At 74.1% G+C, this 25462-nt stretch carries 22 protein-coding genes; 13 read left to right on the top strand and 9 right to left on the bottom strand.

All coding sequences use genetic code 11. From position 1 onward, the window contains the following. Nucleotides 1-5 precede the first annotated feature (5 nt). From nuoL to K1J57_RS05850, 5 genes are all read left to right on the top strand, one after another. Nucleotides 6-1949 carry an NADH-quinone oxidoreductase subunit L gene (gene nuoL / locus K1J57_RS05870; protein ID WP_255646856.1) on the top strand — a complete coding sequence of 648 codons (1944 nt, stop codon included), beginning with the start codon at nucleotides 6-8 and terminating at the stop codon, nucleotides 1947-1949. 3 nt (nucleotides 1950-1952) lie between these two features. After that, complete coding sequence (locus K1J57_RS05865) at nucleotides 1953-3575, top strand: NADH-quinone oxidoreductase subunit M (RefSeq protein WP_220563456.1); 1623 nt, start codon at nucleotides 1953-1955, stop codon at nucleotides 3573-3575. Further along, nucleotides 3572-5218 (top strand): NADH-quinone oxidoreductase subunit NuoN, encoded by a 1647-nt coding sequence (gene nuoN, locus K1J57_RS05860; RefSeq protein WP_220563455.1) that lies wholly within the window; start codon nucleotides 3572-3574, stop codon nucleotides 5216-5218. Before K1J57_RS05865 ends, nuoN begins: the two co-directional genes overlap by 4 nt. Before the next feature lie 310 nt (nucleotides 5219-5528). After that, the gene (locus K1J57_RS05855; RefSeq protein ID WP_220563454.1) at nucleotides 5529-6533 is read left to right on the top strand and encodes a polyprenyl synthetase family protein; all 1005 of its coding nucleotides are present in this window, start codon (nucleotides 5529-5531) and stop codon (nucleotides 6531-6533) included. Between the two features lie 155 nt (nucleotides 6534-6688). After that, nucleotides 6689-7873 carry an FAD-dependent monooxygenase gene (locus K1J57_RS05850; RefSeq protein WP_220563453.1) on the top strand — a complete coding sequence of 395 codons (1185 nt, stop codon included), beginning with the start codon at nucleotides 6689-6691 and terminating at the stop codon, nucleotides 7871-7873. A gap of 124 nt (nucleotides 7874-7997) precedes the next feature. Here K1J57_RS05850 and K1J57_RS05845 read toward each other — a convergent pair whose 3' ends face one another. From K1J57_RS05845 to rarD, 3 genes are all read right to left on the bottom strand, one after another. Further along, nucleotides 7998-9431 carry a hypothetical protein gene (locus tag K1J57_RS05845; RefSeq protein WP_220563452.1) on the bottom strand — a complete coding sequence of 478 codons (1434 nt, stop codon included), beginning with the start codon at nucleotides 9429-9431 and terminating at the stop codon, nucleotides 7998-8000. 202 nt (nucleotides 9432-9633) lie between these two features. Next, nucleotides 9634-10494 (bottom strand): hypothetical protein, encoded by an 861-nt coding sequence (locus K1J57_RS05840; protein ID WP_220563451.1) that lies wholly within the window; start codon nucleotides 10492-10494, stop codon nucleotides 9634-9636. Between the two features lie 119 nt (nucleotides 10495-10613). Next, the gene (rarD, locus tag K1J57_RS05835) at nucleotides 10614-11543 is read right to left on the bottom strand and encodes an EamA family transporter RarD (RefSeq protein ID WP_220563450.1); all 930 of its coding nucleotides are present in this window, start codon (nucleotides 11541-11543) and stop codon (nucleotides 10614-10616) included. A gap of 77 nt (nucleotides 11544-11620) precedes the next feature. On the opposite strand from rarD, the gene K1J57_RS05830 reads away from it, so the two are divergent. Both K1J57_RS05830 and K1J57_RS05825 read left to right on the top strand, forming a co-directional pair. After that, complete coding sequence (locus K1J57_RS05830) at nucleotides 11621-12496, top strand: phosphorothioated DNA-binding restriction endonuclease (protein ID WP_220563449.1); 876 nt, start codon at nucleotides 11621-11623, stop codon at nucleotides 12494-12496. Between the two features lie 130 nt (nucleotides 12497-12626). Then, nucleotides 12627-14300 carry a cyclic nucleotide-binding domain-containing thioredoxin-disulfide reductase gene (locus K1J57_RS05825; protein WP_220563448.1) on the top strand — a complete coding sequence of 558 codons (1674 nt, stop codon included), beginning with the start codon at nucleotides 12627-12629 and terminating at the stop codon, nucleotides 14298-14300. Between the two features lie 53 nt (nucleotides 14301-14353). Here K1J57_RS05825 and K1J57_RS05820 read toward each other — a convergent pair whose 3' ends face one another. After that, on the bottom strand, nucleotides 14354-14683 hold the full coding sequence (locus K1J57_RS05820) for a hypothetical protein (protein WP_220563447.1): 330 nt from the start codon (nucleotides 14681-14683) through the stop codon (nucleotides 14354-14356). A 363-nt stretch (nucleotides 14684-15046) separates the two neighbouring features. Between K1J57_RS05820 and K1J57_RS05815 the strand changes: the two genes are divergently transcribed. Together K1J57_RS05815 and K1J57_RS05810 are read left to right on the top strand one after the other, a co-directional pair. Beyond that, nucleotides 15047-15688 (top strand): DUF4333 domain-containing protein, encoded by a 642-nt coding sequence (locus K1J57_RS05815; RefSeq protein ID WP_220563446.1) that lies wholly within the window; start codon nucleotides 15047-15049, stop codon nucleotides 15686-15688. 97 nt (nucleotides 15689-15785) lie between these two features. Beyond that, nucleotides 15786-16178, top strand: coding sequence for a VOC family protein (locus K1J57_RS05810; protein WP_220565357.1), 393 nt, complete (start codon nucleotides 15786-15788; stop codon nucleotides 16176-16178). 128 nt (nucleotides 16179-16306) lie between these two features. On the opposite strand, the gene K1J57_RS05805 is transcribed toward K1J57_RS05810, so the two are convergent. Genes K1J57_RS05805 through K1J57_RS05795 form a run of 3 tightly spaced genes read right to left on the bottom strand, consistent with a single transcriptional unit; the run spans nucleotide 16307 to nucleotide 19478 of the window. Beyond that, complete coding sequence (locus K1J57_RS05805) at nucleotides 16307-17872, bottom strand: tripartite tricarboxylate transporter permease (RefSeq protein WP_220563445.1); 1566 nt, start codon at nucleotides 17870-17872, stop codon at nucleotides 16307-16309. After that, nucleotides 17872-18489 carry a tripartite tricarboxylate transporter TctB family protein gene (locus K1J57_RS05800; RefSeq protein ID WP_220563444.1) on the bottom strand — a complete coding sequence of 206 codons (618 nt, stop codon included), beginning with the start codon at nucleotides 18487-18489 and terminating at the stop codon, nucleotides 17872-17874. Before K1J57_RS05800 ends, K1J57_RS05805 begins: the two co-directional genes overlap by 1 nt. After that, nucleotides 18486-19478 (bottom strand): tripartite tricarboxylate transporter substrate binding protein, encoded by a 993-nt coding sequence (locus K1J57_RS05795; protein ID WP_220563443.1) that lies wholly within the window; start codon nucleotides 19476-19478, stop codon nucleotides 18486-18488. The genes K1J57_RS05800 and K1J57_RS05795 overlap by 4 nt, the downstream gene beginning before the upstream one ends. 251 nt (nucleotides 19479-19729) lie before the next feature. On the opposite strand from K1J57_RS05795, the gene K1J57_RS05790 reads away from it, so the two are divergent. The 3 genes from K1J57_RS05790 to K1J57_RS05780 all read left to right on the top strand — a co-directional run bounded on the left by K1J57_RS05790 (nucleotide 19730) and on the right by K1J57_RS05780 (nucleotide 22643). Further along, on the top strand, nucleotides 19730-21463 hold the full coding sequence (locus tag K1J57_RS05790; RefSeq protein WP_220563442.1) for a sensor histidine kinase: 1734 nt from the start codon (nucleotides 19730-19732) through the stop codon (nucleotides 21461-21463). Further along, nucleotides 21460-22143: a response regulator gene (locus K1J57_RS05785; RefSeq protein ID WP_220563441.1), complete on the top strand. Its 684-nt coding sequence runs from the start codon at nucleotides 21460-21462 to the stop codon at nucleotides 22141-22143. The genes K1J57_RS05790 and K1J57_RS05785 overlap by 4 nt, the downstream gene beginning before the upstream one ends. A gap of 128 nt (nucleotides 22144-22271) precedes the next feature. Next, nucleotides 22272-22643, top strand: a complete 372-nt coding sequence (locus K1J57_RS05780) for a VOC family protein (RefSeq protein ID WP_220563440.1) — start codon at nucleotides 22272-22274, stop codon at nucleotides 22641-22643. Between the two features lie 43 nt (nucleotides 22644-22686). On the opposite strand, the gene K1J57_RS05775 is transcribed toward K1J57_RS05780, so the two are convergent. Together K1J57_RS05775 and K1J57_RS05770 are read right to left on the bottom strand one after the other, a co-directional pair. Beyond that, nucleotides 22687-23838, bottom strand: a complete 1152-nt coding sequence (locus tag K1J57_RS05775) for an FAD-dependent oxidoreductase (RefSeq protein ID WP_220563439.1) — start codon at nucleotides 23836-23838, stop codon at nucleotides 22687-22689. 5 nt (nucleotides 23839-23843) lie between these two features. Further along, nucleotides 23844-24758: an RNA polymerase sigma-70 factor gene (locus K1J57_RS05770; protein WP_220563438.1), complete on the bottom strand. Its 915-nt coding sequence runs from the start codon at nucleotides 24756-24758 to the stop codon at nucleotides 23844-23846. Nucleotides 24759-24869: 111 nt separating this feature from the next. On the opposite strand from K1J57_RS05770, the gene K1J57_RS05765 reads away from it, so the two are divergent. Beyond that, the gene (locus K1J57_RS05765) at nucleotides 24870-25406 is read left to right on the top strand and encodes a GNAT family N-acetyltransferase (RefSeq protein WP_220563437.1); all 537 of its coding nucleotides are present in this window, start codon (nucleotides 24870-24872) and stop codon (nucleotides 25404-25406) included. Nucleotides 25407-25462: the final 56 nt, after the last annotated feature.

The following is a 25462-nucleotide window of genomic DNA, read 5'->3' as shown; positions in this document are numbered from 1 at the left end:
TGGCAGTGCAACAACACACTCTCCTCGCCGCCGACACCGGGACGGCGGTGGCCGCGGAAGGCGCGGTTCTGTCGAACGCCTGGCTGCTCATCGCCCTGCCGCTGGCCGGCGCGGCGGTCCTGCTGCTGGGGGGCAAGCGGACCGACTCCTGGGGCCACCTGCTCGCCACGGCGCTGCCGGTGGGCTCGTTCGTGTGGGCGGCCCTCATCCTGTTCGACCTCCTGGGCCGGGCGCAGGACGCGCGCAGCGTGTCGGTCCCGGTCTACGAGTGGTTCTCGGTCGGCGAGTTCACGGTGGGGGCGGACCTGCTGGTCGACCCCCTGTCCATCAGCTTCGTCCTGCTGATCACGTTCGTCGGGTCGCTGATCCACGTCTACTCGATCGGCTACATGTCCCACGACCCGGGGCGGCGGCGCTTCTTCGCCTACCTCAACCTGTTCGTGGCGGCCATGCTGGTGCTGGTCCTGGCCGACAACTTCGCCCTGCTGTTCCTGGGCTGGGAGGGCGTGGGCCTGGCGTCCTACCTCCTCATCGGGTTCTGGCAGTACAAGCCGTCGGCGGCCACCGCGGCCAAGAAGGCGTTCATCATCAACCGCGTGGGCGACATGGGCCTGCTCGCGGCGATCATGATCATGTTCACCGCCCTGGGCGCCGTGAGCTTCAGCGACGTGTTCGCCGCCGTCCCCGGCGCCGGGAACGGGGTGCTGGTCGCCATCGGCCTGTGCCTGCTGCTCGGCGCCTGCGGCAAGTCCGCGCAGCTGCCCCTGCAGGCGTGGCTGCTGGACGCCATGGAGGGCCCGACCCCGGTGTCGGCGCTCATCCACGCGGCGACCATGGTCACCGCGGGCGTCTACCTCATCGTCCGCGCCGGGCCGGTCTTCGAGGCCGCGCCCGCCGCGCAGACCACCGTCGCGGTGGTCGGGGCCGCCACCATGCTCGCCGGCGGGATCATCGCCTCGGCCAAGGACGACATCAAGAAGTCCCTGGCCGGCTCGACGATGAGCCAGATCGGCATGATGGTGCTGGCCGCCGGGCTCGGCCCGGTCGGGTACGTGGCCGCCATCGCCCACCTGATCACGCACGGCTTCTTCAAGGCCGGGCTGTTCCTGGGCGCCGGATCGGTCATGCACGCCATGGACGACGGGGTCGACATGCGCCGCTACGGCGGCCTGGCCCGGGTCATGCCGATCACCTTCGCCACCTTCGGACTGGGCTACCTCGCCATCATCGGCGTCCCGCTGCTGTCCGGCTGGTGGACCAAGGAGAGCATCATCACCGAGGCGTTCGGCGTCGGCGGCACCCAGGGCATGGTCCTGGGGTCGGCGGTCATCCTCGGCGCCGGGCTCACCGCCTTCTACATGTCCCGCATGTTCTTCATGACCTTCCTCGGCGAGAAGCGGTGGGACGAGGGCGTGCACCCGCACGAGTCGCCGGTGAGCATGACCGCCCCCATGGTCGTGCTGTCCATCGGCTCGGTGTTCCTGGGCGCGTTCCTGGTGTTCGGCGACCGGTTCGCGAACTTCCTGGCGCCCACCATCGGCGCCCACCCGCACCACTTCGACCTGGCCCACGCCTTCACCTCGCCCTACGGGCTGGCGGCGCTGGGCGTGCTGGTCCTCGGTGTGGCGGCGGCCTGGGCCGTGTACCTGCGCCGTCCGGTCGCGCGCACCGCTCCGAAGGGGAGCCCCGTCACCGTCGCCGCGAGCCGCGAACTGTACGGCAACGAGATCAACGAGGGGCTGTTCATGCGCCCCGGCCAGGTCCTCACCAAGGTGCTCTCCGACATCGAGGACAAGGTCATCGACGGGTTCGTCAACGGGCTCGGCGCGGGCGTGCGCGACTCCTCCCGCGGGCTCGGGCGGGCGCAGACCGGCTTCGCCCGGTCGTACGCGCTCACCATGCTCTTCGGCGCCGTGATCGTCGCCGCGACGCTGGTTGTGAGGTTGTAGACAATGATCCCCTGGCTCACCATCGCGATCGCGTTGCCCGCGATCGGCGCCGTGCTCGTCTGGGCGCTCCCGCGCACCGGTGCGGGCGGCCGGGCGCCGGCCGCGTCGGCCGCCGCCGTCGCGTCCGAAGGGGGCGGCGGCACCGCCACGGCGGTCCGCGCCCCCGCGGCCACCGCCTCCGGGGCGGCCTCCGCCGAGAACGCCAAGCGCATCACGCTCGGCTTCTCCCTGGCCACCCTGGCCGTCCTGGTCGCCATGTCCCTGCGCTTCGACACGTCGAACGCGGGCTCCCTCCAGTTCGTGGAGGAGTACCCGTGGATCCCCCGCTTCGGGGTCCACTTCGCCGTCGGGGTGGACGGCATCGCCCTCACCTTGATCCTCATGTCGGCGGTCCTGGTCCCGCTGGTGGTCCTGGCCGCCTGGAGGGAGCACGACGACCGGGAGGACGGCGGGCGCGGCTACTTCGCGCTCATCCTGGCCCTGGAGGCCATGATGATCGGGGTCTTCGCGGCCACCGACGTCTTCCTCTTCTACGTGTTCTTCGAGGCCATGCTCATCCCGGTCTACTTCATGATCGGGCGGTACGGGCGCGGCGACGAGCGGGCCCGGGCGGCCGTCAAGTTCCTGCTGTACAGCCTCGCCGGCGGCCTGGTCATGCTGGTCGCCGTCATCGGGGTGTTCGTCCACGGCGGCACCTTCCTCTGGGCCGACCTGGTCGGGGAGGACGGGGCGCTGGCCGCCCTGGACCCGTCCACCGCGCGCTGGCTGTTCCTCGGCTTCTTCATCGCCTTCGCGATCAAGGCGCCGATGTGGCCCGTGCACACCTGGCTGCCGCAGGCCGCCGGGGCCTCCCGCCCCGGCACCGCCGTGCTGCTGGTGGGCGTGCTCGACAAGGTCGGCACCTACGGCATGCTGCGGTACTGCATGGAGCTGTTCCCCGCGGCCGTGTCCTGGTTCGTGTGGCCCGTGGTGGTGCTGAGCCTGGTGAGCATCGTCTACGGGGCGATCCTGGCCATCGGCCAGACCGACATGATGCGCCTGGTCGCCTACACGTCGATCTCCCACTTCGGGTTCATCACCCTGGGCATCTTCGCGATGACCGCGCAGGCCCAGACCGGGGCCGCGCTGTACATGGTCAACCACGGGTTCGCGACCGGGGCCCTGTTCCTGGTCGTGGGGCTGCTCGTGGCCCGCCGCGGCTCCTCGCGCATCGAGGACTTCGGCGGGGTGCAGAACGCGGCGCCCAAACTCGCCGGGGTCTTCCTGGTCACCGGCCTGGCCGGGCTCGCCCTGCCCGGGCTGGCGCCGTTCGTCAGCGAGTTCCTGGTGTTCGTCGGCGTGTACGCGTTCAGCCCCGCGCCCGCCCTGATCGCCGTGATCGGCGTCGTGCTCGCCGCGCTCTACATCCTGTGGATGTACCAGCGCACCATGACCGGGCCCACCGCCGACAGCGTGTCCGGGTTCAAGGACCTGTCCGCGCGCGAGGCGTGGGCCGTCGGTCCGCTGCTCGCGCTCATCATCGCGTTCGGGCTGTACCCGCAGCCGCTGCTCGACGCGATCGAACCGGCCGCGGAACGCACCGTGGTGGCCACGGTCGACTCCGCCGAGGAAGGAGGCGCGGAGTGATCCCCCAGGACCTCCCCGTCGTCACCCAGGAGGCACCGGTCCTCGACTGGTGGCTGCTGGCACCGCTGCTCACCCTGTTCGGCGCCGCGATGGTGGCCGTGCTGTTCGAGGCGTTCGTGCCCGCCGCGCGCCGCCGCCCGCTCCAGATCGGCCTGGCCGCGCTGGCCCTGCTGGCGACGTTCGTGCTCGTGGTGCTCCAGGTCGGGTCCCTGCCCGACGGGCAGGCCGGGGTGACCGTCGGCGTCGGCTCGCTGGCCGTCGACCGGACCGTGCTGTTCTTCCAGGGCACCATCACGGTGCTGGCGCTGGTGAGCCTGCTGCTCATCGCCGAGCGCCGCGACGGCCGGGACGCGTTCGCCGCCCAGGCGGCCGCGGTCCCCGGCAGCGAGGAGGAGCGGGCGCACATCCTGGCCGGGTCGCAGCACACCGAGATCTACCCGCTGGTGCTGTTCGCGGTGCTGGGGATGCTGATGTTCCCCGCCTCGAACGACTTCCTCACCATGTTCATCGCCCTGGAGGTGATGAGCCTCCCGCTGTACCTGATGTGCGGGCTCGCCCGCAGGCGCCGCCTGTTCTCCCAGGAGGCCGCGGTCAAGTACTTCCTGCTCGGGGCGTTCTCCTCGGCGTTCTTCCTGTTCGGCGCCGCCATGGTGTACGGCTACGCCGGGTCGGTGAACTTCGGCGAGGTGCGCGCGGCCGTCGAGGCCGGCGGGGCGGCGATCTTCGCGGACGGCAACGGCGAGCCGCTGCTGCTCATGGGGATCGGGCTGGTCGCCGTCGGCCTGCTGTTCAAGGTCGGCGCGGTGCCGTTCCACAACTGGAAGCCGGACGTGTACCAGGGGGCGCCCACCCCGGTCACGGCGCTGATGGCCTCCTGCACCCTGGTCGCCGCGTTCGGCGCCCTGCTGCGGGTGTTCTTCGTGCCCTTCGGCGGCCGGATCGGGGCCTGGGAGCCGATGCTGTGGATCATCGCGGTGCTCACCATGGTGGTCGCCGCGGTCATCGCCGTGTCCCAGCGGGACGTGAAGCGGCTGCTGGCCTACTCCTCGGTGGTGCACGCCGGGTTCATCCTCACCGCCGTGGTCGCCGGGAGCACCGACGGCCTGGCCGGGGCGATGTTCTACCTGGCCGCCTACGGGTTCACCACCCTGGGCGCGTTCGCCGTGGTCACCCTGGTCCGCACCGCCGACGGCGGGCAGGAGCTGGGCGACCTGGACCGGTGGGCGGGGCTGGGCCGCCGCCACCCGCTGCTGGCGGGGGCGCTGTCCCTGTTCCTGCTGGCCTTCGCGGGCATCCCGCTGACCAGCGGGTTCATCGGCAAGTTCGCGGTGTTCGAGGCCGCCGTCGCCGCCGGGGCCACCCCGCTGGTGATCGTCGGCGTGCTCAGCAGCGCCGTCACCGCGTTCTTCTACGTCCGGATCATCGTTGTGATGTTCTTCCGGGATCCGGAGGCCGACGGGCCCACCGTCGTGCGGGCCGGGGCCGCCACCGGCGGGGTCATCGCCATCGGTGTGGCCGCCACCCTGGCGCTCGGCCTGTACCCCGGGCCGGTGCTCGACAACCTGCTGCCCTCCCCGGAGAGCGGGCAGGACCCGGTCTCGGTGATGGTGGACCAGGCGTCCACCGAGGGCGGGCGGCCGTAGGGCCCGTTCTCGAACACACCCCTGTACCGCCGGGGGCCCGCGGGGGCGCACGGGGTTCTGGAAGGGCCGAAGGCCCCCGTTCCCCGGGCGCCCCCGCGCGAGCCGGGGCGGAGCGGGGGTTCGAGGAGGCACGGCCGCGGCCCGGGCCGGATGAGCTGCGGTTCCATTCCGGTCCGGGTCGTACCCGGGTGTGGCTTTGGATGATCATTCCGGGTCGGATACCGTGGCAAGTCGGATCATGTTCATGTGCTGAGCACGCGGCGGCCCCGAGCGGCCGCCGCCGTGCCCGTTCAACAGGTGGAGCTTTACGGTGAGCGGTGCTGTCCCGAGCGGGTTTCTCGCTCTGCCGAGAGTCGACTCGGCCCTCGCCCGGGAGGTCCAGGACGGTCTCGAGAAGGTCGAGGACGTCCTGAGGGAGTCGGTGCGCGCGAGCGACCCGATGCTGACCGAGGCCGCCTCCCACCTGCTGGAGGCCGGGGGCAAGCGGTTCCGGGCGATGCTGGTGCTGCTGGCCGCGCACTTCGGCGACCCGGACATGCCCGACCTCGTCCCGGCGGCGGCCGTGGTCGAGCTGACCCACGTGGCGACGCTGTACCACGACGACGTCATGGACGAGGCGGAGCTGCGCCGCGGCAAGCCCAGCGCCAACCAGCGCTGGGGCAACACCATCGCCATCCTCACCGGCGACTACGTGTTCGCCAAGGCGTCGGAGATCCTCGCCGACCTGGGCCCGGAGGCCGTCCGCCTCCAGGCCGAGACGTTCGGCCGGCTGGTCCAGGGACAGATCCTGGAGACCTCCGGCCCGCCCGAGGGCGTCGACCCGCTCGACCACTACCTGCGGGTCATCGGGGACAAGACGGCCTCCCTCATCGCCTCCTCCGCCGAGTTCGGCGGCATGTTCGGCAAGGTCGACCCGGTGACCACCGGCACGCTCACCCGCGCCTGCGACGCGCTGGGGATGGCCTTCCAGCTCGCCGACGACCTCATCGACGTGGCCGCCGAGACCCGCGAGTCCGGCAAGGTCCCCGGCACGGACCTGCGCGAGGGCGTGCTGACCCTGCCGATGTTCTACGCGCTGCGCTCCACCGACCCGGCCGACGACCGGCTCAAGTCGCTGCTGGGCCGCCCGCTGGACGACACCGAGGCCGAGGAGGCCCTGGGCCTGCTGCGCGCCCACCCGGCGATGGCCGAGGCGGAGAAGACCCTGCGCGGCTGGTCCGACAAGGCCCGCGCCGAGCTGGCCACCCTGCCGCAGGGCCCGGCGCGCGACGCCTTCGAGGCCCTGTGCGACTACGTGGTGGAACGCTCCGGCTGACCGCCCCGCCCGCCCACCGACGGCGCCGCGTCCCACCGGGACCGGCGCCGTCGGCGTTCCCGGGGGCGTGTCCGATTCCGGCCGGGAGAGCCCCTTGCCCTGGATTTGAACGTACGTACAATCAAAAGTGCCGGTCCACTTCTCGGGAGGACGACATGCCGGGAGAACGCATCCTCATCTCGGGCGGCGGCATCGCCGGCCCGGCCCTCGCCCACTGGCTGCACCGCTACGGATTCCGGCCCACCGTCGTGGAGCGGGCGCCGGCCGTGCGCACCGGCGGCCACCGCATCCAGATCGAGGGCGTCGGCGTCGACGCGCTGCGCCGCACCGGGCTCCTGGAGGAGGCCCGCGAGCTCTCCGGCGCGCCGCCCGGGGAGATCCGCTTCGGCCACGGGGGGCGCCGCCGGGTGGTGATCGAGGGGGCCTCGCTGGTCTCCGGCGAACAGGGCCTGGTGATCCGCCGCGGCGACCTCTGCGAGATCCTGTACCGCGCCACCCGCGACGAGGCCGAGTACCTGTTCGACGACTCGGTCACCGGGATCCGCGAGACCGGCCACGGTGTCACCGTGAGCTTCCGGAACCGGCGGCCGCGGGACTTCGACCTCGTGATCGGGGCCGACGGGATCCACTCCGACACCCGCTCCCTCGTCTTCGGGCCCAAGGAGCGCTTCCGGAAGTACCTGGGGACCAACATCGCCCTCTTCGAGCTCCCCGACGACCTCGGGCTCACCGACCACGTGCGCGGCCTGGTCCGCCCCGGGCGCGGGATGCTCCTCGCGCCCTTCCCCGAGGCGGGCACCCTGGAGTGCACGGTCCTCACCCGCGACCGGGAACCGGTGGCCGACGCGGAGGAGCACAAGCGGCGGCTCCGCGAGCGCTTCGTGGGGGACGGCGAGGAGGTGCGGCGCGTGCTGGAGGCCATGGAGCGCTCCGACGCCGTCCACGTGTCCCCCTCCGTCCAGATCCACATGGACTCCTGGACCCGCGGCCGGGTGGCCCTGGTGGGGGACGCCGGCTACTGCCCCGACCCGATGACCGGCCAGGGGAGCACCCTGGCCCTGGTCGGCGCCTGCGTCCTGGCCGGCGGGCTCGCCCGGGCGGGAGGCGACCACCGGGCCGCCTTCCCCGCCTACGAACGGGCGATACGCGGCTTCGTCGACGCCAACCTCGCGATGGGAGGCACGAACACCGCCATGACCGCTCCGGACACCGGCGAGGTGGGCCTGCGGGTCCGGTCCTGGCTGTTCGGGGCGTTCGCCCGGCTGGTCTCGCTGACGGGGGCGCCGCCGGGGCTGAAGCGCGCCTACGACTTCCCGCTGGCCGACCACGTCCCGGCCTGAGCGGAACACGCCGATGGCGCCGCCGGTGCGGCGCCATCGGGCTGCGGGAAGGAGCGGCGGGACGCCCCCGGGCGCGTCGGGGGCGTTCCGGTCCCCGGGCGGGTACGCGCCCGGGGGGAACCGCCTAGCTCACCACGGGCAGGGCCTCGGAGCCGGGCAGCGGGTTCAGGAAGGTCGGGTGCGACACCGTGCCCTCGGGCGCGGGCGGGGCCTCGGCGGTGCCGCCCTCGATGGAGACCAGGTCGCTGGTGTCCAGGTCCTCCAGCAGGGCGGGCCCGCGGCTCAGCCCGGCCACCAGGTCCTCGGCGGTGGACATGTCGGGGCCCTCGGCCAGGGTGGGCAGCGACGAGGTGTCGGCGACCTGCGGCAGGGCCTCGTCCACGGCGGGCAGCCCGGTGCCCACCCGCGGCACCTCGCTGTCGGCGATCGGCCCGTCGAGGGCGACCATCTCGGCCGAGCCCAGGTCGGAGGCGCCGGTCATCAGCGCGTCGGTCAGGTCCGACAGCCCCGGCGTCCGCTGCCCGTCGGGCAGCTGCGCGACGGCGGGCGTCTCCACGACGGCCGGCCCCTGCGCCAGGGGGGAGGTCTGCTGCTCGCGCTGGGGGACGGCGGTGATGCTCTCGTCCAGGTTGCGGTTGCCGACCGCCCCCAGGACCTCCTCCTCGCCCAGGCTCACGTAGTTGTCGTCGGTGACCGGGTTGGACTCCACCACGTCCTGGAGGGCCTTGGGCGTCTCCACACCGAACGCGTAGGCGAAGTCCCACATGTTCGGGACCACGGGCTCCTGGGCGCTCTGCGGCACGGTCCCGCCGGCGGCCGGCAGGGCGGGGGCCACGTCCAGGACCTCGCTGATCCCCAGGGTGTTCTCCCGGGTCAGCGCGGTGGGGTCGGACAGGTCCACGGCCTCGGTGACGGCCGCGGCCTCGGACAGCCGGGAGGCGTCGAGGCCCTGGGCCAGGTCGCCGGGGCGGGGCAGGTCGGAGACCGAGGGCACGCCCAACTCCTCGCGGAGGCCGTACGCCGCGACCACCGTGTGCGGGAGCACCTCGGAGGCGGCCCCCTCCACGGCCCCGCCCGCGCTCTGGGCGGTGGTCCCGAATTCGTCGCCCGCTTCGGTGGCCCGCTTCTGGACGGCCTCGCCCAGGTCGTGCCCGACGGTGTCGTGCGGGTTCCCGTCCAGGCCGGTCGCGTCCTGGGTGGCGGCGAGGGCGTCGGCCAGCGCCGCGCTCGGGTTGGCGACGCCGCCGACCGGGGTGGCGATCTCCGGCTCGCCGGCGGGCACCATCGCGGCCAGGTCGGGCGCGGGCTTGTCGGCGCGCGAGGTCTCCTGGAGTTCGGAGAGCGTGCTCCCGGCGACCGGGCCGATCCCGCCGGGGAAGGCGCTGTTCATGGTCGGGGCGACGCCCTCCACGAGCGCCCGCTCGACGGTGGGGGCGATCTCGGCGACGGGGGAGGCGAGCGCCTCGGCCCCCGAGACACCGGCGCCGAGGGCGACGAAGCCGGCGGTTCCGGCGGCGAGCAGAACAGCCCTGGCTGAAATGCGCTTGGCCTGCGACATGGGTTTCCTTCCGGAAGGCTCTGTGGTTGCGGTGTGCTGCGGGGCGGCCGCGACGTCGGGTCGGGCCGGCCGGGAGCCGGTGGACCACCGGCTGACGTGAATCACGTGAGCGGGACCGCGGCGGGGCGGTACGGGGCACGGGACTCAGGTCAGCTCCCAGAGCGGGAAGGGCTGGGAACGGGTCCGTCGGAGCGGCCCGTTCCTAGTCGGGGGAGACCGTGGGGTCGTCGGCGGCGCCCGCGGGCACCGGGTGCACGGCGTCGACGGCGGTCGAGAGCACGTCGGCGGCGGGAGCGGTGACGGGCACGACGGTGAGGTACCCGGCGACCGCGGGGGCGCCGGCCCCGGTGGGCGCGGCGGAACCGGTGGAGAGCTGGGGGGCCGCGGAGACGTCGTGCTCGGCGGCCGCGGGGCGCTGCCCGTCCACCGTCGCGGAGTCGGCGACCGCCCCGGCGGCCCGGAGCGCCGGGAGCGGCGCGGGGGCGGCGTCCCGGAGAACGGCCTCCCCGGGGCCGGACTCCCCGTCGGCCTCCCCGTCCCCGGCGTCGGAACGGGCGCTCCCGGCGGGCTCGGCCGCGGCCGCGGGGGCCGCCGCGCCGGGCTCCGCCGACGCGGGGGCCACGCGGGTGGCGGCGATGTGGGCCACGAGGTTCTCCGCCTGGACCTGGTCGGCGGCCGAGAGCTCGCGGACCACGCGCCGGGCGCCCTCGTGGACCTCCTCGCCGACCTCGGTGACGGCGGGGGCGGACTCCGTCCGCTCCTCCAGGCTCCGGTGGACGGTGCCCAGGGTGTCGGTGACCGGCGCGGCGACCTCGGCGACCCCGGCCTCCAGCGAGGGGTCCAGCCCCTGCGCGAGCCCGGTGTCCAGCGAGGCGGCCCGGTCCAGGGAGGCGGCCCGGTCCAGGCCGAGCGGTCCGGCGGTGTCGGCCTGCGCGGACGGCGCGCCGATCAGCCACAGGGCGGCCAGGGCCGCCCCGACGAACAGTGGTAGCAGCAGCAGGGAGGGCGGACGCACCACCGCGGCCGCGCGCGGGGCGCGGGGCGTGCGGCTGGTGCGGGACATGAGGGTGCCCTCCGTGACGTGCGGACCGTCGGGAACCGGGAGACATCCGGTTCGCGACTCGACGTTAGCACAAGGTCACGGATCGTAGTTTCGGATCGCCGGAACCGGGAACCCCGAGGTCAGTCGCAGGGCTCGACGGCCGGGTTCTCCGCCCGCCGCCGCTGCGCCGACCGCGCCCGCGCGCCGCGCACCTGGTCGAACGCGAACACGCACAGCGCCAGCCACACCAGCGCGAACCCGGCCCACCGGGCGGGCGGCATCTCCTCGCCCTGCACCAGCCAGCCGATGAAGAACATGATGGTGGGCGCGATGTACTGGAGCATCCCGATCACGCTCAGCGGCAGGCGCCGGGCCGCCACCCCGAACATCAGCAGCGGCAGCGCCGTCACGAAACCGCTGCCGACCAGCAGCGCCGTGTGCGCGGGGGACACCGAGACCACCGTCCCCGCCCCGGAGAACTCCAGGTACAGCACGTAGCCCAGGGCGGGCAGGAACATCACCAGGGTCTCCACGGTGAGGCTCTGCATCCCGTCCAGGTCCACGTACTTCTTCACCGCGCCGTAGGCGGCGAACGACGAGGCCATCAGCAGCGCCAGCCACGGCGTGACGCCGTAGCCGACCGCCATCACCACGACCGCGAGCAGGCCCAGGACCACCGCGGTCCACTGTGCCGCGCGCAGCCGCTCGGAGAACAGCACCACGCCCAGGCACACCGCCATCAGCGGGTTGATGAAGTACGCCAGCGAAGCCTGGAGGGTCTGCTCGGTCGACACCGAGTAGATGAACCCCCACCAGTTGAGGGAGATGAGGACCGCGGCGGCGGCCACCGGCAGCAGCCGGCGCGGGCTGCGGACCACCCCGGGCAGCCACTTCCAGCCGCGCCGGGCCAGCATCAGGAACACGCACATCGCCAGCAGCGACCACACCATGCGGTGGGCGAGGATCTCTGCGGGCTGGGCGGCGGAGAGGAAGGGCCAGTACAGGGCTGCGAAACCCCAGAGGAGGAAGGCGCCCGCCCCGAGGGCGACGCCGCGGTTGAATTCCGGCACGTCTGCAATCGTAGGACGATTAGTCCGGTATGTCGCCTGTGATCCCGCCCTCCGTCCCGCCGCTAGAGTCGTGCGCCATGGACTGGGAAGAGCGGATCGGCCGGATCAGGCAGTGGCGGCGCGACGGCGTGCGGGCGCCGCACAAACCCCTCCTGCTGCTGTACGCGCTGGGCCACCACCAGCGCCACGGCGACGCCCCCATCCTCTACAGCGCCGCCGAGGAGCGCCTCCGGCTGCTGCTGGACGAGTTCGCCCCACCGGCCAAGAACGGCACGACGCCGGCCTTCCCCTTCCGCCGCCTGGCCAACGACGACGGGCTGTGGCTGCTCGCCACGGACGACGGCGACGACCCCGGGGACAGCCCGGGCCGGCTGCGGCGCTCCGGAGCCCGGGGGAGCCTCGCCCCCGACTTCTCCCGCGCGCTGGAGGAGGACCCGGGGCTGCGCACCCGCGTCGCCCGCCTGCTGCTCGACGCGAACTTCCCGACCTCCCTGCACGAGGAGGTGCTGGCCCTGGCCGGGCTCTCCCTCGCCCCCGGGCGGTGGGCCGCGGCCGGCGACCGCGACCCCGCCTTCCGGGAGGCGGTGCTGGACGCCTACGGCCACCGGTGCGCGTTCTGCGGCTACGACGGGTGGATGGACGGCGTCCCGGTCGGCCTGGAGGCCGCCCACGTGCGCTGGTGGTCCCAGGCCGGGCCCGACACGGTGGACAACGGGCTGGCGCTGTGCTCCCAGCACCACCTGCTCCTGGACCGGGGCGTCCTCGGCCTCACCGCGGAGCTGACCCTGGACGTCTCCCCGCGCTTCGAGGCCCGCTCCGACCAGGCCCGGCGGACCGTCACCGACCTCGCCGGACGCGACCTGCTCCTGCCCGCGGCCTCCCCGCCGGTCGCCGCCGACCACGTGCGCTGGCACCGCGAGCAGGTCTTCAAGCACCCCGTCCGCGCCGCCTGAGGGACGCCCCCGCCGGTGATCCCGCCGGCGCTCCTCCCGGAGCGCCGACGGCGCCCCGCCGCCGGGACCCTGGAATCCGCGTGCCCGAACAGGTAGGAAAGGGATCTACGGGGGCGGAAGGGGCATCGGGATGGGTCGGTCTGCGCACGACGGGATCATGGAGAGGCTCCGGCCGCGGCTGGACTTCGCCCGGTTCGACCGGCTGCGCTCCTACGGAACCGGGCACGAGGTGGAGGCCGGCGACGTCCTCACCCGCGCCGGCGACTTCGAGCGCGACCTCATCGTCCTCGACGAGGCCTACGTCGAGGTGGTCCGCGAGGCCTCCTTCGGCCGCCCCGAGGAGGTCTTCATGACCATGGGGCCCGGCGACTTCCTCGGCGAGGTCAACCTGCTCGGCGACCAGATGGCCTTCGTGACGGTACGGGTCGTGGCACCGGGCCGGATCCACCGCCTGTCCAGGGAGCGGTTCCGCACGATGATGGCCGAGGAGGCGGAGCTCTCCGACACCGTCCTGGAGGCCCTGCTGGTCCGCCGGGAGTTCCTGCGCGAAGCGGTCCGCCCCGTCGACCTGATCGGCCGGCCCGACTCGTCGGCCACCCTGGCCCTGCGCACCTACGCCGCCCGGGTCCGGCTCCCCTACGAGTGGCACGACGCCGACGCGCCGGACGGCCGCAGGCTGCTCGACGCGGTGGGCCTGGCCGAGGGCGACCTGCCGGCCGTCGTGTTCGCCGGACGGGTGACCCGCGACGTCACCCCGGGGGTCCTGGCCGGACTCATCGGCAAGGCCTACCGGCCGAGCTGCAAGGACCTCGACCTCGTGGTGGTGGGGGCCGGGCCCGCCGGGCTGGCGGCCGCGCTCTACGGGGCGTCCGAGGGGCTGAACACCGTGGTCCTGGACGCCCTGGGCACCGGCGGGCAGGCCGCGTCCAGCTCCCGGATCGAGAACTACCCCGGCTTCCCGCACGGCATCGCGGGGGAGGAGCTGACCCGGCTGTCGGCGATCCAGGCGCTGAAGTTCGGCGCCGCGATGTACATGCCGTGCCGGGTGGACCGGCTGGACACCACCGGGCCCGACCCGGTGCTGTACCTGGCCGACGGCAGCCGTATCGACACCCGGGCGGTCGTGGTGGCCTCCGGCGCCCGCTACCGCACCCTGCCGCTGGAGCGCTGGGCGGACTTCGAGGAGGCGGGCTGCATCTTCTACGCCGCCACCGAACTGGAGGTGCGCTCGTGCTCCCGGCACCCGGTCACCGTGGTGGGCGGCGCGAACTCGGCGGGGCAGGCCGCCCTGTACCTGGCGGGCCGGGGCAGCCGCGTCGACCTCGTCGTCCGCGGCGCGGACCTGTCGGCCAAGATGTCGGAGTACCTGGTGGCGCGCCTGCACGACCACCCCGAGATCACCGTGCACACGAACACCGAGGTCACCGGGCTGAGGGGCGACGACAGGCTCGCGGAGGTCGTGCTCACGGACCGGCGCACCGGGCTCGGGGCACCCCGCCCGACCAGCGGCCTGTTCTGCTTCATCGGCGCCGACCCCGCGACCGAATGGCTGGACGGCGTCACCCGGGACCGCAGCGGGTTCGTGTGCACCGACACCGCCCTGGTCGAGTTGGGCCTGGGGCCCGTGTGGGAGGGGCTGGGGCGCGGACCGCTGCCGTTCGAGACCAGCGCCCCGTCGGTGTTCGCGGTCGGCGACACCCGCACCGGGTCGATCAAGCGCGTCGCGGCGGCGATGGGCGAGGGGGCCAGCGCGATCGCCTCGGTCCACACGGCCCTCGCGGAGCGGCGGCGCCGGGACCGGTGAGGCGGAGGCCCGGTCCCCCTCCGGGCCGTCCGTCTCACCGGTCCCGCACGCGGTCAGAGCACGACGCGGACGACGTTGTGGACGGGGCCCGAGATCGGCCCGGCGATCGGGCAGCCCACCATGGCGGTGCCGCTGCCCTCCACCACCGGCGAGGACACGAACTGGATGCCGAACATCATGGCGCAGCGTCCGGTGAGCTTCCAGCGGATGTCCTCGGACTCGGCCACACAGGTGTGGACCTCCTGGAAGTTGATCAGCTGCCGCGTGACGGTGCAGTCGAGGCCGTCGACCGGCTCGGCGGCGGCGGTGCCGGGGAAGACCGCGACGGTCAGGACTGCGGCGACGGCGGCGATGGCCGTGGCCAGGGGACGGGGGGTGCGCATGCTTCCTCCTGTGGTCGGCACCGGGCCGTTCCCGGTGCACCGGCAGGCTAAGCAGCCCGGCCGCCCCCGGCCCTATCCGCGCACTATCGGTCCTTGCCCGCCCCCGACAAGAGCGGGACCGCGCCGCATCCGGACGACCTTGTTCCGGTCGTCGAGGACGCACAGCACGTCGGTCGGTGCGGACGCCGGGGCCGGGCCCGGGGTGACGGCCCGGTCGACATCGGGTGAAGGGAGGGTGACGGAGGCAACGGGGAGGAGACCCTTCGGCCACGGGAGCATGGAGAAGCGCGCGTTCGCGGAACCCGTGCGCCCGCCACGGCGTCTGTCCGGGGGTACGTCCCCCGAACTGTAGAGGAGCCCGCAATGCAGCAGATCAGAGGCGGCAGGGTCATCGCCGGAGCCGTCCTGGGAGCGCTTCCCCTCCTTCTGGCCACCGGCTGCTCGTTCAGCATCGGCGGCCCCGCCGCCGTCGACGCGGAGCAGGTCGCCGAGCGGTCGAGCGAGATGCTGGCCGAGGAGGTCGGCCAGACCCCCGACGACTTCACCTGCGCCGACGACCTCCCCGCGGAGGTCGGCGCCGAGATCCGCTGCGAGCTCACCAGCGGCGGCGACACCCTCGGTGTGACCGTCACGGTGACCTCGGTCGAGGGCGGCGACGTCAACTGGGACGTCGTGGTCGACGAGGCCGCGACCGAGGAGGGCGCCGCCGGCGACACCGAGGCCGGGACCGAGCCCGCGGCCGGGGACGGCAACAGCGCCACCGCGGTCGACGGCACCGTGCCCGCCGACCAGGTCGCCCAGAAGTCGTCCGAGGCGCTGGCGGCGGCGGTCGGGCAGACCCCCGACGGCTTCAGCTGCCTGGAGGGCCTCCCCGCGCAGGTCGGCGCCGAGATCCGCTGCAACCTGGTGGACGGCGGCACGAACTACGGCGTGACCGTCACGGCGACCGCCGTCGAGGGCGACAACGTCAGCTGGGACGTCGTGGTCGACGACCAGCCCCTGTGACCGCGGCCCTCCGGGCCACCGCGGGGCGGGGCGGTCCCCGACCGCCCCGCCCCAGGGCCGTCCCGGGGAGACCGTGGTCTAGCGTGGTCCCGTGCACATGGACCTGGTCACCCTCGTAGTGGACGACTACGACTCCGCCATCGCCTTCTTCACAGAAGCCCTCGGCTTCGAACTGACCGAGGACTCCCCCTCCCTCACCAACGACGGCCGGGAGAAGCGCTGGGTGGTGGTCCGCCCGCCCGGAGCGGTCACCGGCCTCCTCCTCGCCCGTGCCGACGGCGAGCGCCAGAGCGCCGCCGTGGGCGGACAGACCGGGGGCCGGGTCGGCTTCTTCCTGAGGGTGGACGACTTCGCCGCCTCCCACGCCCGCATGGAGCGGCACGGGGTCCGGTTCGTCACCGAGCCCCGAGACGAGCCCTACGGCAGGGTCGCCGTCTTCCTCGACCTCGCGGGCAACCGCTGGGACCTCCTGGGGCCGCCCCCCGCCTGAGCACGGCACGTCCCGGCCCGGGCGTGCGAACGGCCCCCGGCGGACGGGCCGGGGGCCGTTCGGCGGCCGACCCCGGGAGTAGTGGGTCGGCTGGACGCCGGCCCCCGGGAGTAAGGGGCCGGCCGTGGTCAGGACACGCTCTCGCGCTCGCCGCCCTCCGCGGGCACGGCCTTCGCCGCCGCCCGCCTGCGCCGCAGGCCCGCGATCACCGGCACGAGCGCGGCGATCACCACCAGCGCGTACAGCCCGATCGAGATCCCGCTGCCGACCAGGATCGACGGGTCGCCCGAGGACGCCGCCAGCGCCCGCCGGAACTCCGTCTCCGCGATCGGCCCCAGCACCACGCCGATCAGCGCCGGTGCCACCGGGACCCCGAAGGACCGCATCACCAGCCCCAGCAGGGCCACCGCCAGCAGGATCACCAGGTGGGCGACCGACGCGTTGATCGCGTACACCGCCAGCACCGAGAACAGCGTGATCCCCGCGTACAGGTACGGCTTGGGCAGCTTCAGCAGCTTCGCCCACAGCGGCGCGAACGGCAGGTTGATGACGAGCAGCATCACGCTGCCGATCAGCAGCGACGCCAGCAGCGTCCACACCAGGTCCGCGTTGCGCTCGAACAGCACCGGCCCCGGCTGGAGCCCGTACTGCTGGAACGCCGCCAGCATGATCGCGGCCGTCGCCGACGTCGGCAGCCCCAGCCCCAGCAGCGGCACCAGCGTGCCCGCCGCGCTGGAGTTGTTGGCGGCCTCCGGCCCGGCCACGCCCTCGATGGCGCCCCGGCCGAACTCGTTCTCCTCCGGGTCGCCCCTGCGCTCCGCCCGCCGCTGGGCGAGCTTGCGCTCCACGCCCAGGGACACGAACGTCGGGATCTCGGCCCCGCTGCCGGGGATCGGGCCGAAGGTGCTGCCCAGCGCGGTCCCGCGCAGCCACGGGCCCCAGGACCGCTTCCAGTCCCGCCGGCTCAGCCACGGGCGCCCGGTGCGGATCGCGCCCAGGTTCGGCGCGGACCTGCCGCGCGCCACCACGTACAGCACCTCGCCCAGGGCCAGCAGCCCCACGGTCACGATGACGACGTCGATGCCGTCGAGCATCACGGCCGACCCGAAGTCGAACCGCGGCGTGCCGCTCTGGCCGTCGATGCCCACCACGCCGATCGCCAGGCCGATGAGCAGCGAGGTCACCCCGCGCAGCACCGACCCGGACACGACCGCGGCCACCGCCACGAACGAGAACACCGTCAGGGCGAAGTACTCGCCCGGTCCGAAGTTCAGCGCGAACGCCACCATCACCGGCGAGAAGAACGCCACGATCAGCGTGCCGACGATGCTCGCGAAGAACGAACCGATCACCGCGGTGCCCAGGGCCTGCGCGGCCCGCCCCGTCAGGGCCATCTTGTGGCCCTCGTACGTGGTGGCGATCGACGACGCCTGCCCCGGGGTGTTGAGCAGGATCGACGTGGTCGACCCGCCGAACATCCCGCCGTAGTACACGCCCGCGAACAGGATGAACGCGCTCGTCGGGTCGAGCTGGAACGTCACCGGCAGCAGCAGCGCCACCGCCATCGCCGAGCCCAGGCCAGGCAGCACCCCCACCGCGGTGCCCAGCACCACGCCCAGGAACGCCCACATCAGGTTGCCCGGGGTCAGGGCCGCGACGAGCCCGTCCCCGAGTCCGACCAGTGTCTCCGTCATCAGAGCACCCACCCCAGGATCCCGGACGGCAGGCTCAGGCCCAGGCCGAGCGAGAAGCCCACCTGGACGGCCGCCGACACCGACAGCGCCACCACGGCGTCACGCAGGTACGCGCGCGCCCCGAACGCGAAGGCCACCGCCCAGAACAGCAGCGCCCCCGCCAACAGCCAGCCCAGGAACTCCAGCAGGACCGTGTTCACCACCAGAGCCGCCACCACGATCAGGACCGGCCGGGCCTCGAACCACGCCAGGGTGTTGGCCGTCCCCTGGGGCCGCCGGCGCAGGTTCCCCACCACCAGGAACGCCGTCGCCGCCAGCAGCAGCGCGCCGATCATCCCCGGGAAGAAACCCGGTCCGGGCCGGGTCGCGTTGGCCGGCGCCTCGATGGTGAACGCGCCCCACAGCATGAGCGCGCCCACGGCCGCGGCCAGGGCGGGTACCACCCAGCGGGCCGGACCGCCCCAGGGCGCCGTGTCCGGGTCGAGGCCGTCCCCGGCCCGCGCCGCCTCGGCGGCGCCCTCGGCCTCCGCCGCCTTCGCGGCCTCCGCGGCCCCGTCGGTCTCCGGGACCGGGGCCCCGGACTCCGGCGCCGCCTTCTCCGTTCCGTTCACGGTCACAGCCCCAGCTCCTCGATGGTCTCCTGCGTGGCGACGACCTCCTCCTCCAGGAACGCGGTGAACTCCTCGCGTCCCTGGTAGGTGTCCGTCCACCGGTTGCGCTCCAGGGTGTCGGCCCACGACGGGCTCTCCACCAGCTCCCGCACCTGCTCCTCCAGGGCCTCGACCTCGGCGTCGGTCAGCCCCGGCGGGGCGATGACCCCGCGCCAGTTCGACATCTCGACGTCGTAGCCCTCCTCGAGCATCGTCGGCGCGCCCAGGCCCTCCAGCCGCTCGGGCGAGGACACGGCCAGGGCCCGCAGCGGGCCCCCGTCGCCCACCTGGTCGGCGAAGTCGCTCAGGCTGCTGAACCCGACCGCGGCGGTCCCCGACAGCAGCGAGGTCAGCACCTCGCCGCCGCCCGAGTACGGCAGGTAGTTGATCTCCGCGGGGGTGAGGTCCATGGAGCGGGCCACCCGCCCGGCGAAGATCTGGTCCACGCCGCCCATCGAGCCGCCCGCCACCGGCAGGGTCCCCTCCTGGGATGCCCAGTCCTCGGCGAGGTCGTCCAGGCTCTCGTAGGGCGAGTCGGCGGGCACCACCACGACCTGGTACTCCGAGGCCAGCTGGGCGATCGGGGTGATGTCGTCCATCGTGTACGGCGACCCGGTGGTCTCCACCGCGCCCACCATGCCCAGACCGGTCATGGACATCACGGTGTGCTGCCCCTCCCGGTTGACGACCTGCGCCAGGCCGATGGTGCCGCCCGCGCCCTCCGCGTTGCGCACCTCGACGTTGAAGCGGATGTCCTCCTCGCGCAGGCCGTTCTGCATCTCCCTGGCCAGGGTGTCCCATCCACCGCCCGGTGCGGCGGGTGCGATGAGCAGGAGCTTCTCCTGCTCACCGGTGCCCGACGCCGCGCTCTGGCGCACGTCGAACAGTGCTGTCCCCACCAGCAGGAGGGCGCAGAGCCCGCCCGCGACACGGAGCGGCACGCCGCGTTCGCGCATCGCTGTCTCCTTCCGACCTCGTTCGCCCCCTCGCCGTGCGGGAACGAGGAGAGCCGGGTCACAGTGTGACGCGGCGCACGCCCGTGTAAGAGTGTTGTTAAAACTGGCGTCATATTGGTCGTATTGTTCGTGACGAGCAGCCGAACGGGGCGCCCACCTGGGCCTTCCCAGACCCGGAAGGCGTCCCGCCGGCGCCGCGACCACGACGCCGACACCGCGACCGCACCGATCCCCTCCCGGAAGGCCCCGGCATGACCGCGCGCATCCTGCGACGGCCGCCGCGCACCACCGCCCCGCGCACCCGTCCCCGCCTGTCCCTGACCGGCTCCCTGTTCGTCGGCTACGTGCTCCTGCTCGCCGCGGCCCTGGTCGCCGTCGGCTCCCTGTGGGTGTTCCACCTCGACCGGCACACCGACCGGCAGTACACCGAGCGCGTGCTCAGCGTGGCCCGGGCGGTCGCCGTCATGCCCGCGGTCGTGGAGGGCGTGCAGTCCCGCGACCCGGCCGCTGCCCTGGACCCGACGGCGGACCGGATCGCCTCCGCCACCGACGTGGAGTACCTGGTCATCGCCTCCCCCCAGGGCATCCGCTACACCCACCCGGACAAGGACCGCATAGGGGAGATGGTGTCCACCCCGCCCGGGCCGGCGGCGCGGGGGGAGGAGTGGACGGGGGTGGAGACCGGCACCCAGGGGCGCACGGTCCGGGCCAAGGTCCCCGTGTTCTCCGGCGGCGGATCGGTCAACGGCGGCGACGCCCGCGGCGAGGTGGTCGCCTACGTCTCCCTGGGCATACTCAGCTCCGACGCCGCCACCGAGGCGCGCGCCGCCGTCCCCGCCGTCCTGGGCACGGTCGTCGTGGTCCTGGGCCTGGGCGTGATCGGCGCGTGGTCGCTGTCCCGCCAGGTCAGGACCAAGACCCACGGGCTGGAACCGGCCGACATCACCGCGCTGCTGGAGAGCCGGGAGGCGCTCCTGCACGCCGTCCGCGAGGGCGTGCTCGCCGTCGACGCGCAGGGCCGGCTCGTCTTCGCCAACCCCCCGGCCCGCGCGATGCTGGGGCTCCCCGACGGCGCCGAGGGGCGTACCCTGGACGAACTCGGCGCCTCGGAGCGGGTCCGCGACATCGTCTCGGGGGCCGACCGGGGCAGGGACCTGCTCCTGCTCTCCGGCGACCGCATCCTGGTCGCCAACCGCAGGACGGTCCGGATCCGGGGCGAGGAGACCGGCGCGGTCGTGACCTTCCGGGACCGCACCGAGCTGGACCGGCTCACCGGCGAGCTCGACGGCGCCCGCACCGTCACCCGGGGGCTGCGGGCCCAGACCCACGAGTTCGCGAACCGGATGCACACGCTCGCCGGGCTGCTCGACCTGGGCGCCCACGAGGAGGCCCGCGCCTACCTGGCGGACCTGTCGGCGGCGCACACCCGCACCAGCACGGGCATCGCCGAGCACGTCGCGGACTCGGCGGTGGCCGCCCTGGTCATCGCCAAGTCGGCGCAGGCCGCCGAGATCGGGGTGGACCTGCGGATCTCCCCGATGACGGAGGTGCCCGCACTGGACCGGGGGCTGCGGGCCGACGCCCTGCTGGTGCTGGGCAACCTGGTGGACAACGCGCTGGACGCCGTCGCGGGCGGCGGCCGGGGATGGGTGGAGCTGATGGTGCGCCTGCACCGGGCCGGGGCGGACGGGCCGCCGCACGACCTGCTGGAGATCCGGGTGACGGACTCCGGGCACGGGGTGGCCGACGGGATCGCCGAGGAGATCTTCCGCCTCGGGTTCACCACCAAGGCGTCCCGGGACGCGGGCGGGCGCGGGCTGGGCCTGGCCCTGGTCAAGCAGGTGTGCGAGGGCAGAGGGGGGAGCGTGGAGATGGAGGCGCCCGACGGTGAGGAGGGCGCGGTGTTCACCGCCTACCTGCCCGCGGCCGAGCGGGCCTCCGCGGGCGCCCCGGAGGGCACTGGGGCCGCGGGGGAGGACCGGTGATCCGCGTCCTGGTCGTGGACGACGACGTGCGGGTGGCCCGCAACCACCAGGACCTGGTGGAGTCGCTGCCCGGGTTCACCGCGGTGGGGGTGGCGCACACGGCGGCGACCGCCCTCGCCCAGATCCGCGGCCACCGCCCGGACCTGGTGCTGCTCGACCTGCACCTGCCCGACGCGTCGGGGATCGAGGTGATGCGGACGCTGCGCGCGGCCGCCGCCGACGAGGCCCGCCGCACCGACTTCCTCATGATCACGGCGGTGCGCGACATCGCCCAGGTCCGCGACGCCCTGCACGGCGGGGCGGTGCACTACCTCCTCAAGCCGTTCCCCCTGAGCGCCCTGCGCGACCAGCTCGAACGCTACGCGGTGGCCCACCGCCAGATGGACTCCGCGGGGGAGGCCACCCAGCAGGACGTGGACCGGCTGTTCGGCCTGCTGCGCCCCCCGGGCGGACGCTCGCTGCCCAAGGGCCTGACCTCGGCCACGGCGGAGCTGGTCGCGGGGGTGCTGCGCGACGCCGACGGCGACCTGTCCGCGTCGGACGTGGCCGAGCGCTCGGGCGTCTCCCGGGTGACCGCGCGCCGCTACCTGGAGTACCTGTGCGCCGACGGCCGCGCCGAGCTGCGCATGCGCTACGGCTCGGCCGGGCGCCCCGAGCACCGCTACCGCTGGGTCGCCTGACCGCGTGCTCCGGAGACCCCGTGCCCCGGAGACCCCGTGCCCCGGTGACCCCGGGTTCCGTGACACGGCGTCCGGGAGGGGGCGACGAACGCCCCGGGAGCGTCGGTGACGGATGGCACACTCGGAGGATGCTGGACCATCTGATCATCCAAACCGACGACGTCGCGGCCAGCGCCGCCTTCTACGACGCGGTCCTGGCGCCCCTGGGCGGCGGACGCCTCCTCGTCCTCGGGGAGGCCATCGGGTACGGCGCCGGCCGGGCGCCCGACTTCTGGGTCGGCCCGCACCGCACCGGCGGGGGCTTCCGCGAATCGCACATCGCCTTCACCGCCCCCGACCGGGCCGCGGTGGACGGCTTCTTCGAGGCGGCGGTCGCCGCCGGGGCCGAGGTGCTGCACGAGCCGAGGGTGTGGCCCGAGTACCACGAGCACTACTACGGCGCGTTCGTCCGCGACCCCGACGGCCACAACGTCGAGGCCGTCTGCCACCGCCCCGCCTGACCGCGGGCCGGGGGTGGCGGTCCGCCCCCGGCCCCGGCGGTGGTCAGACGGAGCGGGGGGCGCGGGCCGAGACCGCCGCCGTGGCGGCGCGGACCGCGCTCGCCACCGAGACCTCGCCCAGCAGGCCGGGCGCGGCCACCGAGTCCCCCGCCAGGTACACGCCGTCCCCCCGGTCGACCGCCGGGCGGTCGCGCCACGTGGTGCCCGGCAGGTCCAGCGCCCCGGTGCGCCCCCTGGCGACCTGGTCGCGGCGCCAGGTCACCCGGCTCCGCCAGTCCGGCAGCGACATGTCCAGCAGCCGCTCCAGCCGGTCGGTCACCGCCGTCCGGGACTCCCCGGGCCGCACCGGGATCTGCGCCTGCACCAGCTCCTCGCCCTCGGGGGCGAGCGTGCGGTCCACCCGCGTGTACCGCTCCACGAAACCGCACTCGTCGGCGTCGAACACCACGAACGGGTCCCGCCCCCGGCGCAGCCCCAGGTCCACGAGCAGCGCGTGTCCGCTCTCCCACTCCAGCGACGGGTCGCCCAGCAGCGCGCGGGCCGACGCCAGGGAGGTCGCCACGATCACCGGCCGGTCCCCGGGCAGCGCGTCCACCCGCGCCCCCGTCTCGACCCGAACGCCCATCTCCCGGGCCCGCCGGGCCATCCGGTCGACCAGCGCGGTCCAGCCGCCCACCAGGTACAGCGGCGCCGGCCGCTTCGGCGACAGCACCCGCTGGAACCTCTCCCACACGAACTCCGCCGACAGCCGCGAGGGGTCGTGGTCGAACAGCGCCACCCCCATGTAGTTCGCGGCCACCCGCGCGGACCTCTCGCCCAGGTGCTCGCGCGCCCAGGACCCGAAGTCGCGGTCGTGCGGGGCCCGCAGGCGCCGGCGCGCGGCCGCGCCCAGCAGCGCGGGCGACAGGGCCGACCGCACCCGGCCGTCCTCGCGCATCCTCACCCCGGGGACCGCCGCCAGCGGGAACCGGCGGTACGCCGGGACCAGGTCCCGCTCCAGCAGCCACTGCGCGGCGAACCCGTCGCCGTACAGGACGTGCGGCCCCTCGTTGGCCACGTACGGCGGGTCGGTCGCCCGGGCCCGTCCGCCCGGGGTGGAGTGTGCTTCGTACAGGGTCACGGAGGCGCCGCTCTCGGCGCCGGCGATGGCCGCGGTCAGACCGGCGAGGCCACCGCCCACAACGGTGAGTTCCATACCCCCTAGGACGGATCGGGCAGGCGCAGATGTGACATCTTGTCGGGGTTGGCCACCAGGTACACGTTCCGGATCCGGCCGCCGTCCACGTCCAGGACGACCGCGGCGACGATCCGGCCCGCGGCGGCGCAGATCAGGGCCGGGGCCCCGTTGACCTCGCCGACCTCCACGCGGATGTCCGCCGCCGGCGCGCCGATCGACGCCAGGAACTTCTCGAAGCTCCCCGGCAGCGCCATCAGGAACCGGCCGACCTTGTCCCGGCCCAGCAGCACCCGCAGCGGCGCCCTGGCCTTGCCGCCGCCGTCCCCGACCAGGGTGGCGTCCTCGGCGAGCAGCCCCTTGAGCCCGTCCAGGTCGCCCTCCACGCAGGCCCGGAGGAAGCGCTCGGTGATGCGCCGCCGCGCCGACCGGTCCGCCTCGAACCGCGGCCGGCGCTCGCGCACGTGGTCGCGGGCGCGCCGGGACAGCTGCCGGGTGGCGGACTCGCTGCGCTCGATGATCTCGGCGATCTCCGCGTACGGCATCTGGAAGGCCTCCCGGAGCACGAACACCGCGCGCTCCAGCGGGCTGAGCGTCTCCAGTACCACCAGGAACGCGAACTCCACGGTGTCGGCGAGCTCGGCCCGGTCGGCGCCGTCGGGCAGGTCGCTCACGGGCTCGGGCAGCCATTCGCCCACGTAGGACTCCCGGCGGGCGCGGGCGCTGCGCAGCCGGTCGATGGCCAGCCGCGAGACGATGGTGACGAGGTAGGCGCGCGGGTCCTCGATGCCGGCCCGGTCGGCGCCGGACCAGCGCGGCCACGCCTCCTGGACCACGTCCTCGGCGTCGGAGGCGGTGCCCAGGATCCGGTAGGCGACCCCGGTCAGCGCCGAACGGTGGGCTTCGAAGACACCGGCGGCGTCGGAGGTATCGGTCGTCATGACACAGAAGACGTACCACGCACCCCCCGGTGTGACACCCGCCGGGGGATGATTCCGTGGGTGTCCTTCCCGCGGGACGACATCCGCGGAACGGAACGAGGAGTGGGACGGATGTACCGATTGCGGCTCTGGGAGCCGGGCGACGCCGAACGCCTGCTGTCGGCCTTCGCCGAACCCGGGCTGGCCTGGCAGTCCCCGGAGGTCCCCGCCACCGGGGAGGAAGCGCTGGCCTGGATCGGCCGTCAGCGGACGGCCGCCGAGGCGGGCGACGCGTTCGGGTTCGCCGTCACGGACGGGACGGGCGTCGCCCTGGGGCACGTGCAGGTGTCGGTGACCAGCCGCGCTCACGACCTGGGCTGGGTGTCCTACTGGGTGCACGCCGACGCCCGCGGGCGCGGGGCGGCCACGGCGGCGGCCCTGCTGGTCGCCGAGTACGCCTTCGCGGAGACCGGCCTGTTCCGGCTGGAGCTGGGCCACCGGCTCAACAACCCGGCCTCCTGCCTGGTGGCGCGGCGCGCGGGGTTCCGCCCGGAGGGGATCGAGAGGCAGAAGCTGCACTACGGCGACGAGCGCTTCGACACGGGCACGCACGCCCGGCTGCGCACGGACGGGGTGGCCGGGGTCCCGCTCACGGCCTGCGGCTCCTGAACCGTCGGGCCGGGCGGGCGCGCCCGGCCCCGGACACGCGAACGGCGCGGGCCGGG

Origin of the sequence: Nocardiopsis sp. MT53, from assembly GCF_019598965.1 — a bacterium.
GTDB lineage: Bacteria > Actinomycetota > Actinomycetes > Streptosporangiales > Streptosporangiaceae > Nocardiopsis > Nocardiopsis changdeensis.
Note: the sequence above shows the minus strand (reverse complement) of the source record. Positions and strands in the feature narration are given on the sequence as shown.

What these genes read in the sequence shown, in the direction of transcription:
- K1J57_RS05865 (WP_220563456.1), top strand. Translation starts at nt 1,953, where the DNA reads ATGATCCCCTGGCTCACCATCGCGATCGCGTTGCCCGCGATCGGCGCC.
- K1J57_RS05850 (WP_220563453.1), top strand. Translation starts at nt 6,689, where the DNA reads ATGCCGGGAGAACGCATCCTCATCTCGGGCGGCGGCATCGCCGGCCCG.
- K1J57_RS05845 (WP_220563452.1), bottom strand. Translation starts at nt 9,431, where the DNA reads ATGTCGCAGGCCAAGCGCATTTCAGCCAGGGCTGTTCTGCTCGCCGCC.
- K1J57_RS05840 (WP_220563451.1), bottom strand. Translation starts at nt 10,494, where the DNA reads ATGTCCCGCACCAGCCGCACGCCCCGCGCCCCGCGCGCGGCCGCGGTG.
- K1J57_RS05830 (WP_220563449.1), top strand. Translation starts at nt 11,621, where the DNA reads ATGGACTGGGAAGAGCGGATCGGCCGGATCAGGCAGTGGCGGCGCGAC.
- K1J57_RS05825 (WP_220563448.1), top strand. Translation starts at nt 12,627, where the DNA reads ATGGGTCGGTCTGCGCACGACGGGATCATGGAGAGGCTCCGGCCGCGG.
- K1J57_RS05820 (WP_220563447.1), bottom strand. Translation starts at nt 14,683, where the DNA reads ATGCGCACCCCCCGTCCCCTGGCCACGGCCATCGCCGCCGTCGCCGCA.
- K1J57_RS05815 (WP_220563446.1), top strand. Translation starts at nt 15,047, where the DNA reads ATGCAGCAGATCAGAGGCGGCAGGGTCATCGCCGGAGCCGTCCTGGGA.
- K1J57_RS05810 (WP_220565357.1), top strand. Translation starts at nt 15,786, where the DNA reads ATGGACCTGGTCACCCTCGTAGTGGACGACTACGACTCCGCCATCGCC.
- K1J57_RS05805 (WP_220563445.1), bottom strand. Translation starts at nt 17,872, where the DNA reads ATGACGGAGACACTGGTCGGACTCGGGGACGGGCTCGTCGCGGCCCTG.
- K1J57_RS05795 (WP_220563443.1), bottom strand. Translation starts at nt 19,478, where the DNA reads ATGCGCGAACGCGGCGTGCCGCTCCGTGTCGCGGGCGGGCTCTGCGCC.
- K1J57_RS05790 (WP_220563442.1), top strand. Translation starts at nt 19,730, where the DNA reads ATGACCGCGCGCATCCTGCGACGGCCGCCGCGCACCACCGCCCCGCGC.
- K1J57_RS05780 (WP_220563440.1), top strand. Translation starts at nt 22,272, where the DNA reads ATGCTGGACCATCTGATCATCCAAACCGACGACGTCGCGGCCAGCGCC.
- K1J57_RS05775 (WP_220563439.1), bottom strand. Translation starts at nt 23,838, where the DNA reads ATGGAACTCACCGTTGTGGGCGGTGGCCTCGCCGGTCTGACCGCGGCC.
- K1J57_RS05770 (WP_220563438.1), bottom strand. Translation starts at nt 24,758, where the DNA reads ATGACGACCGATACCTCCGACGCCGCCGGTGTCTTCGAAGCCCACCGT.
- K1J57_RS05765 (WP_220563437.1), top strand. Translation starts at nt 24,870, where the DNA reads ATGTACCGATTGCGGCTCTGGGAGCCGGGCGACGCCGAACGCCTGCTG.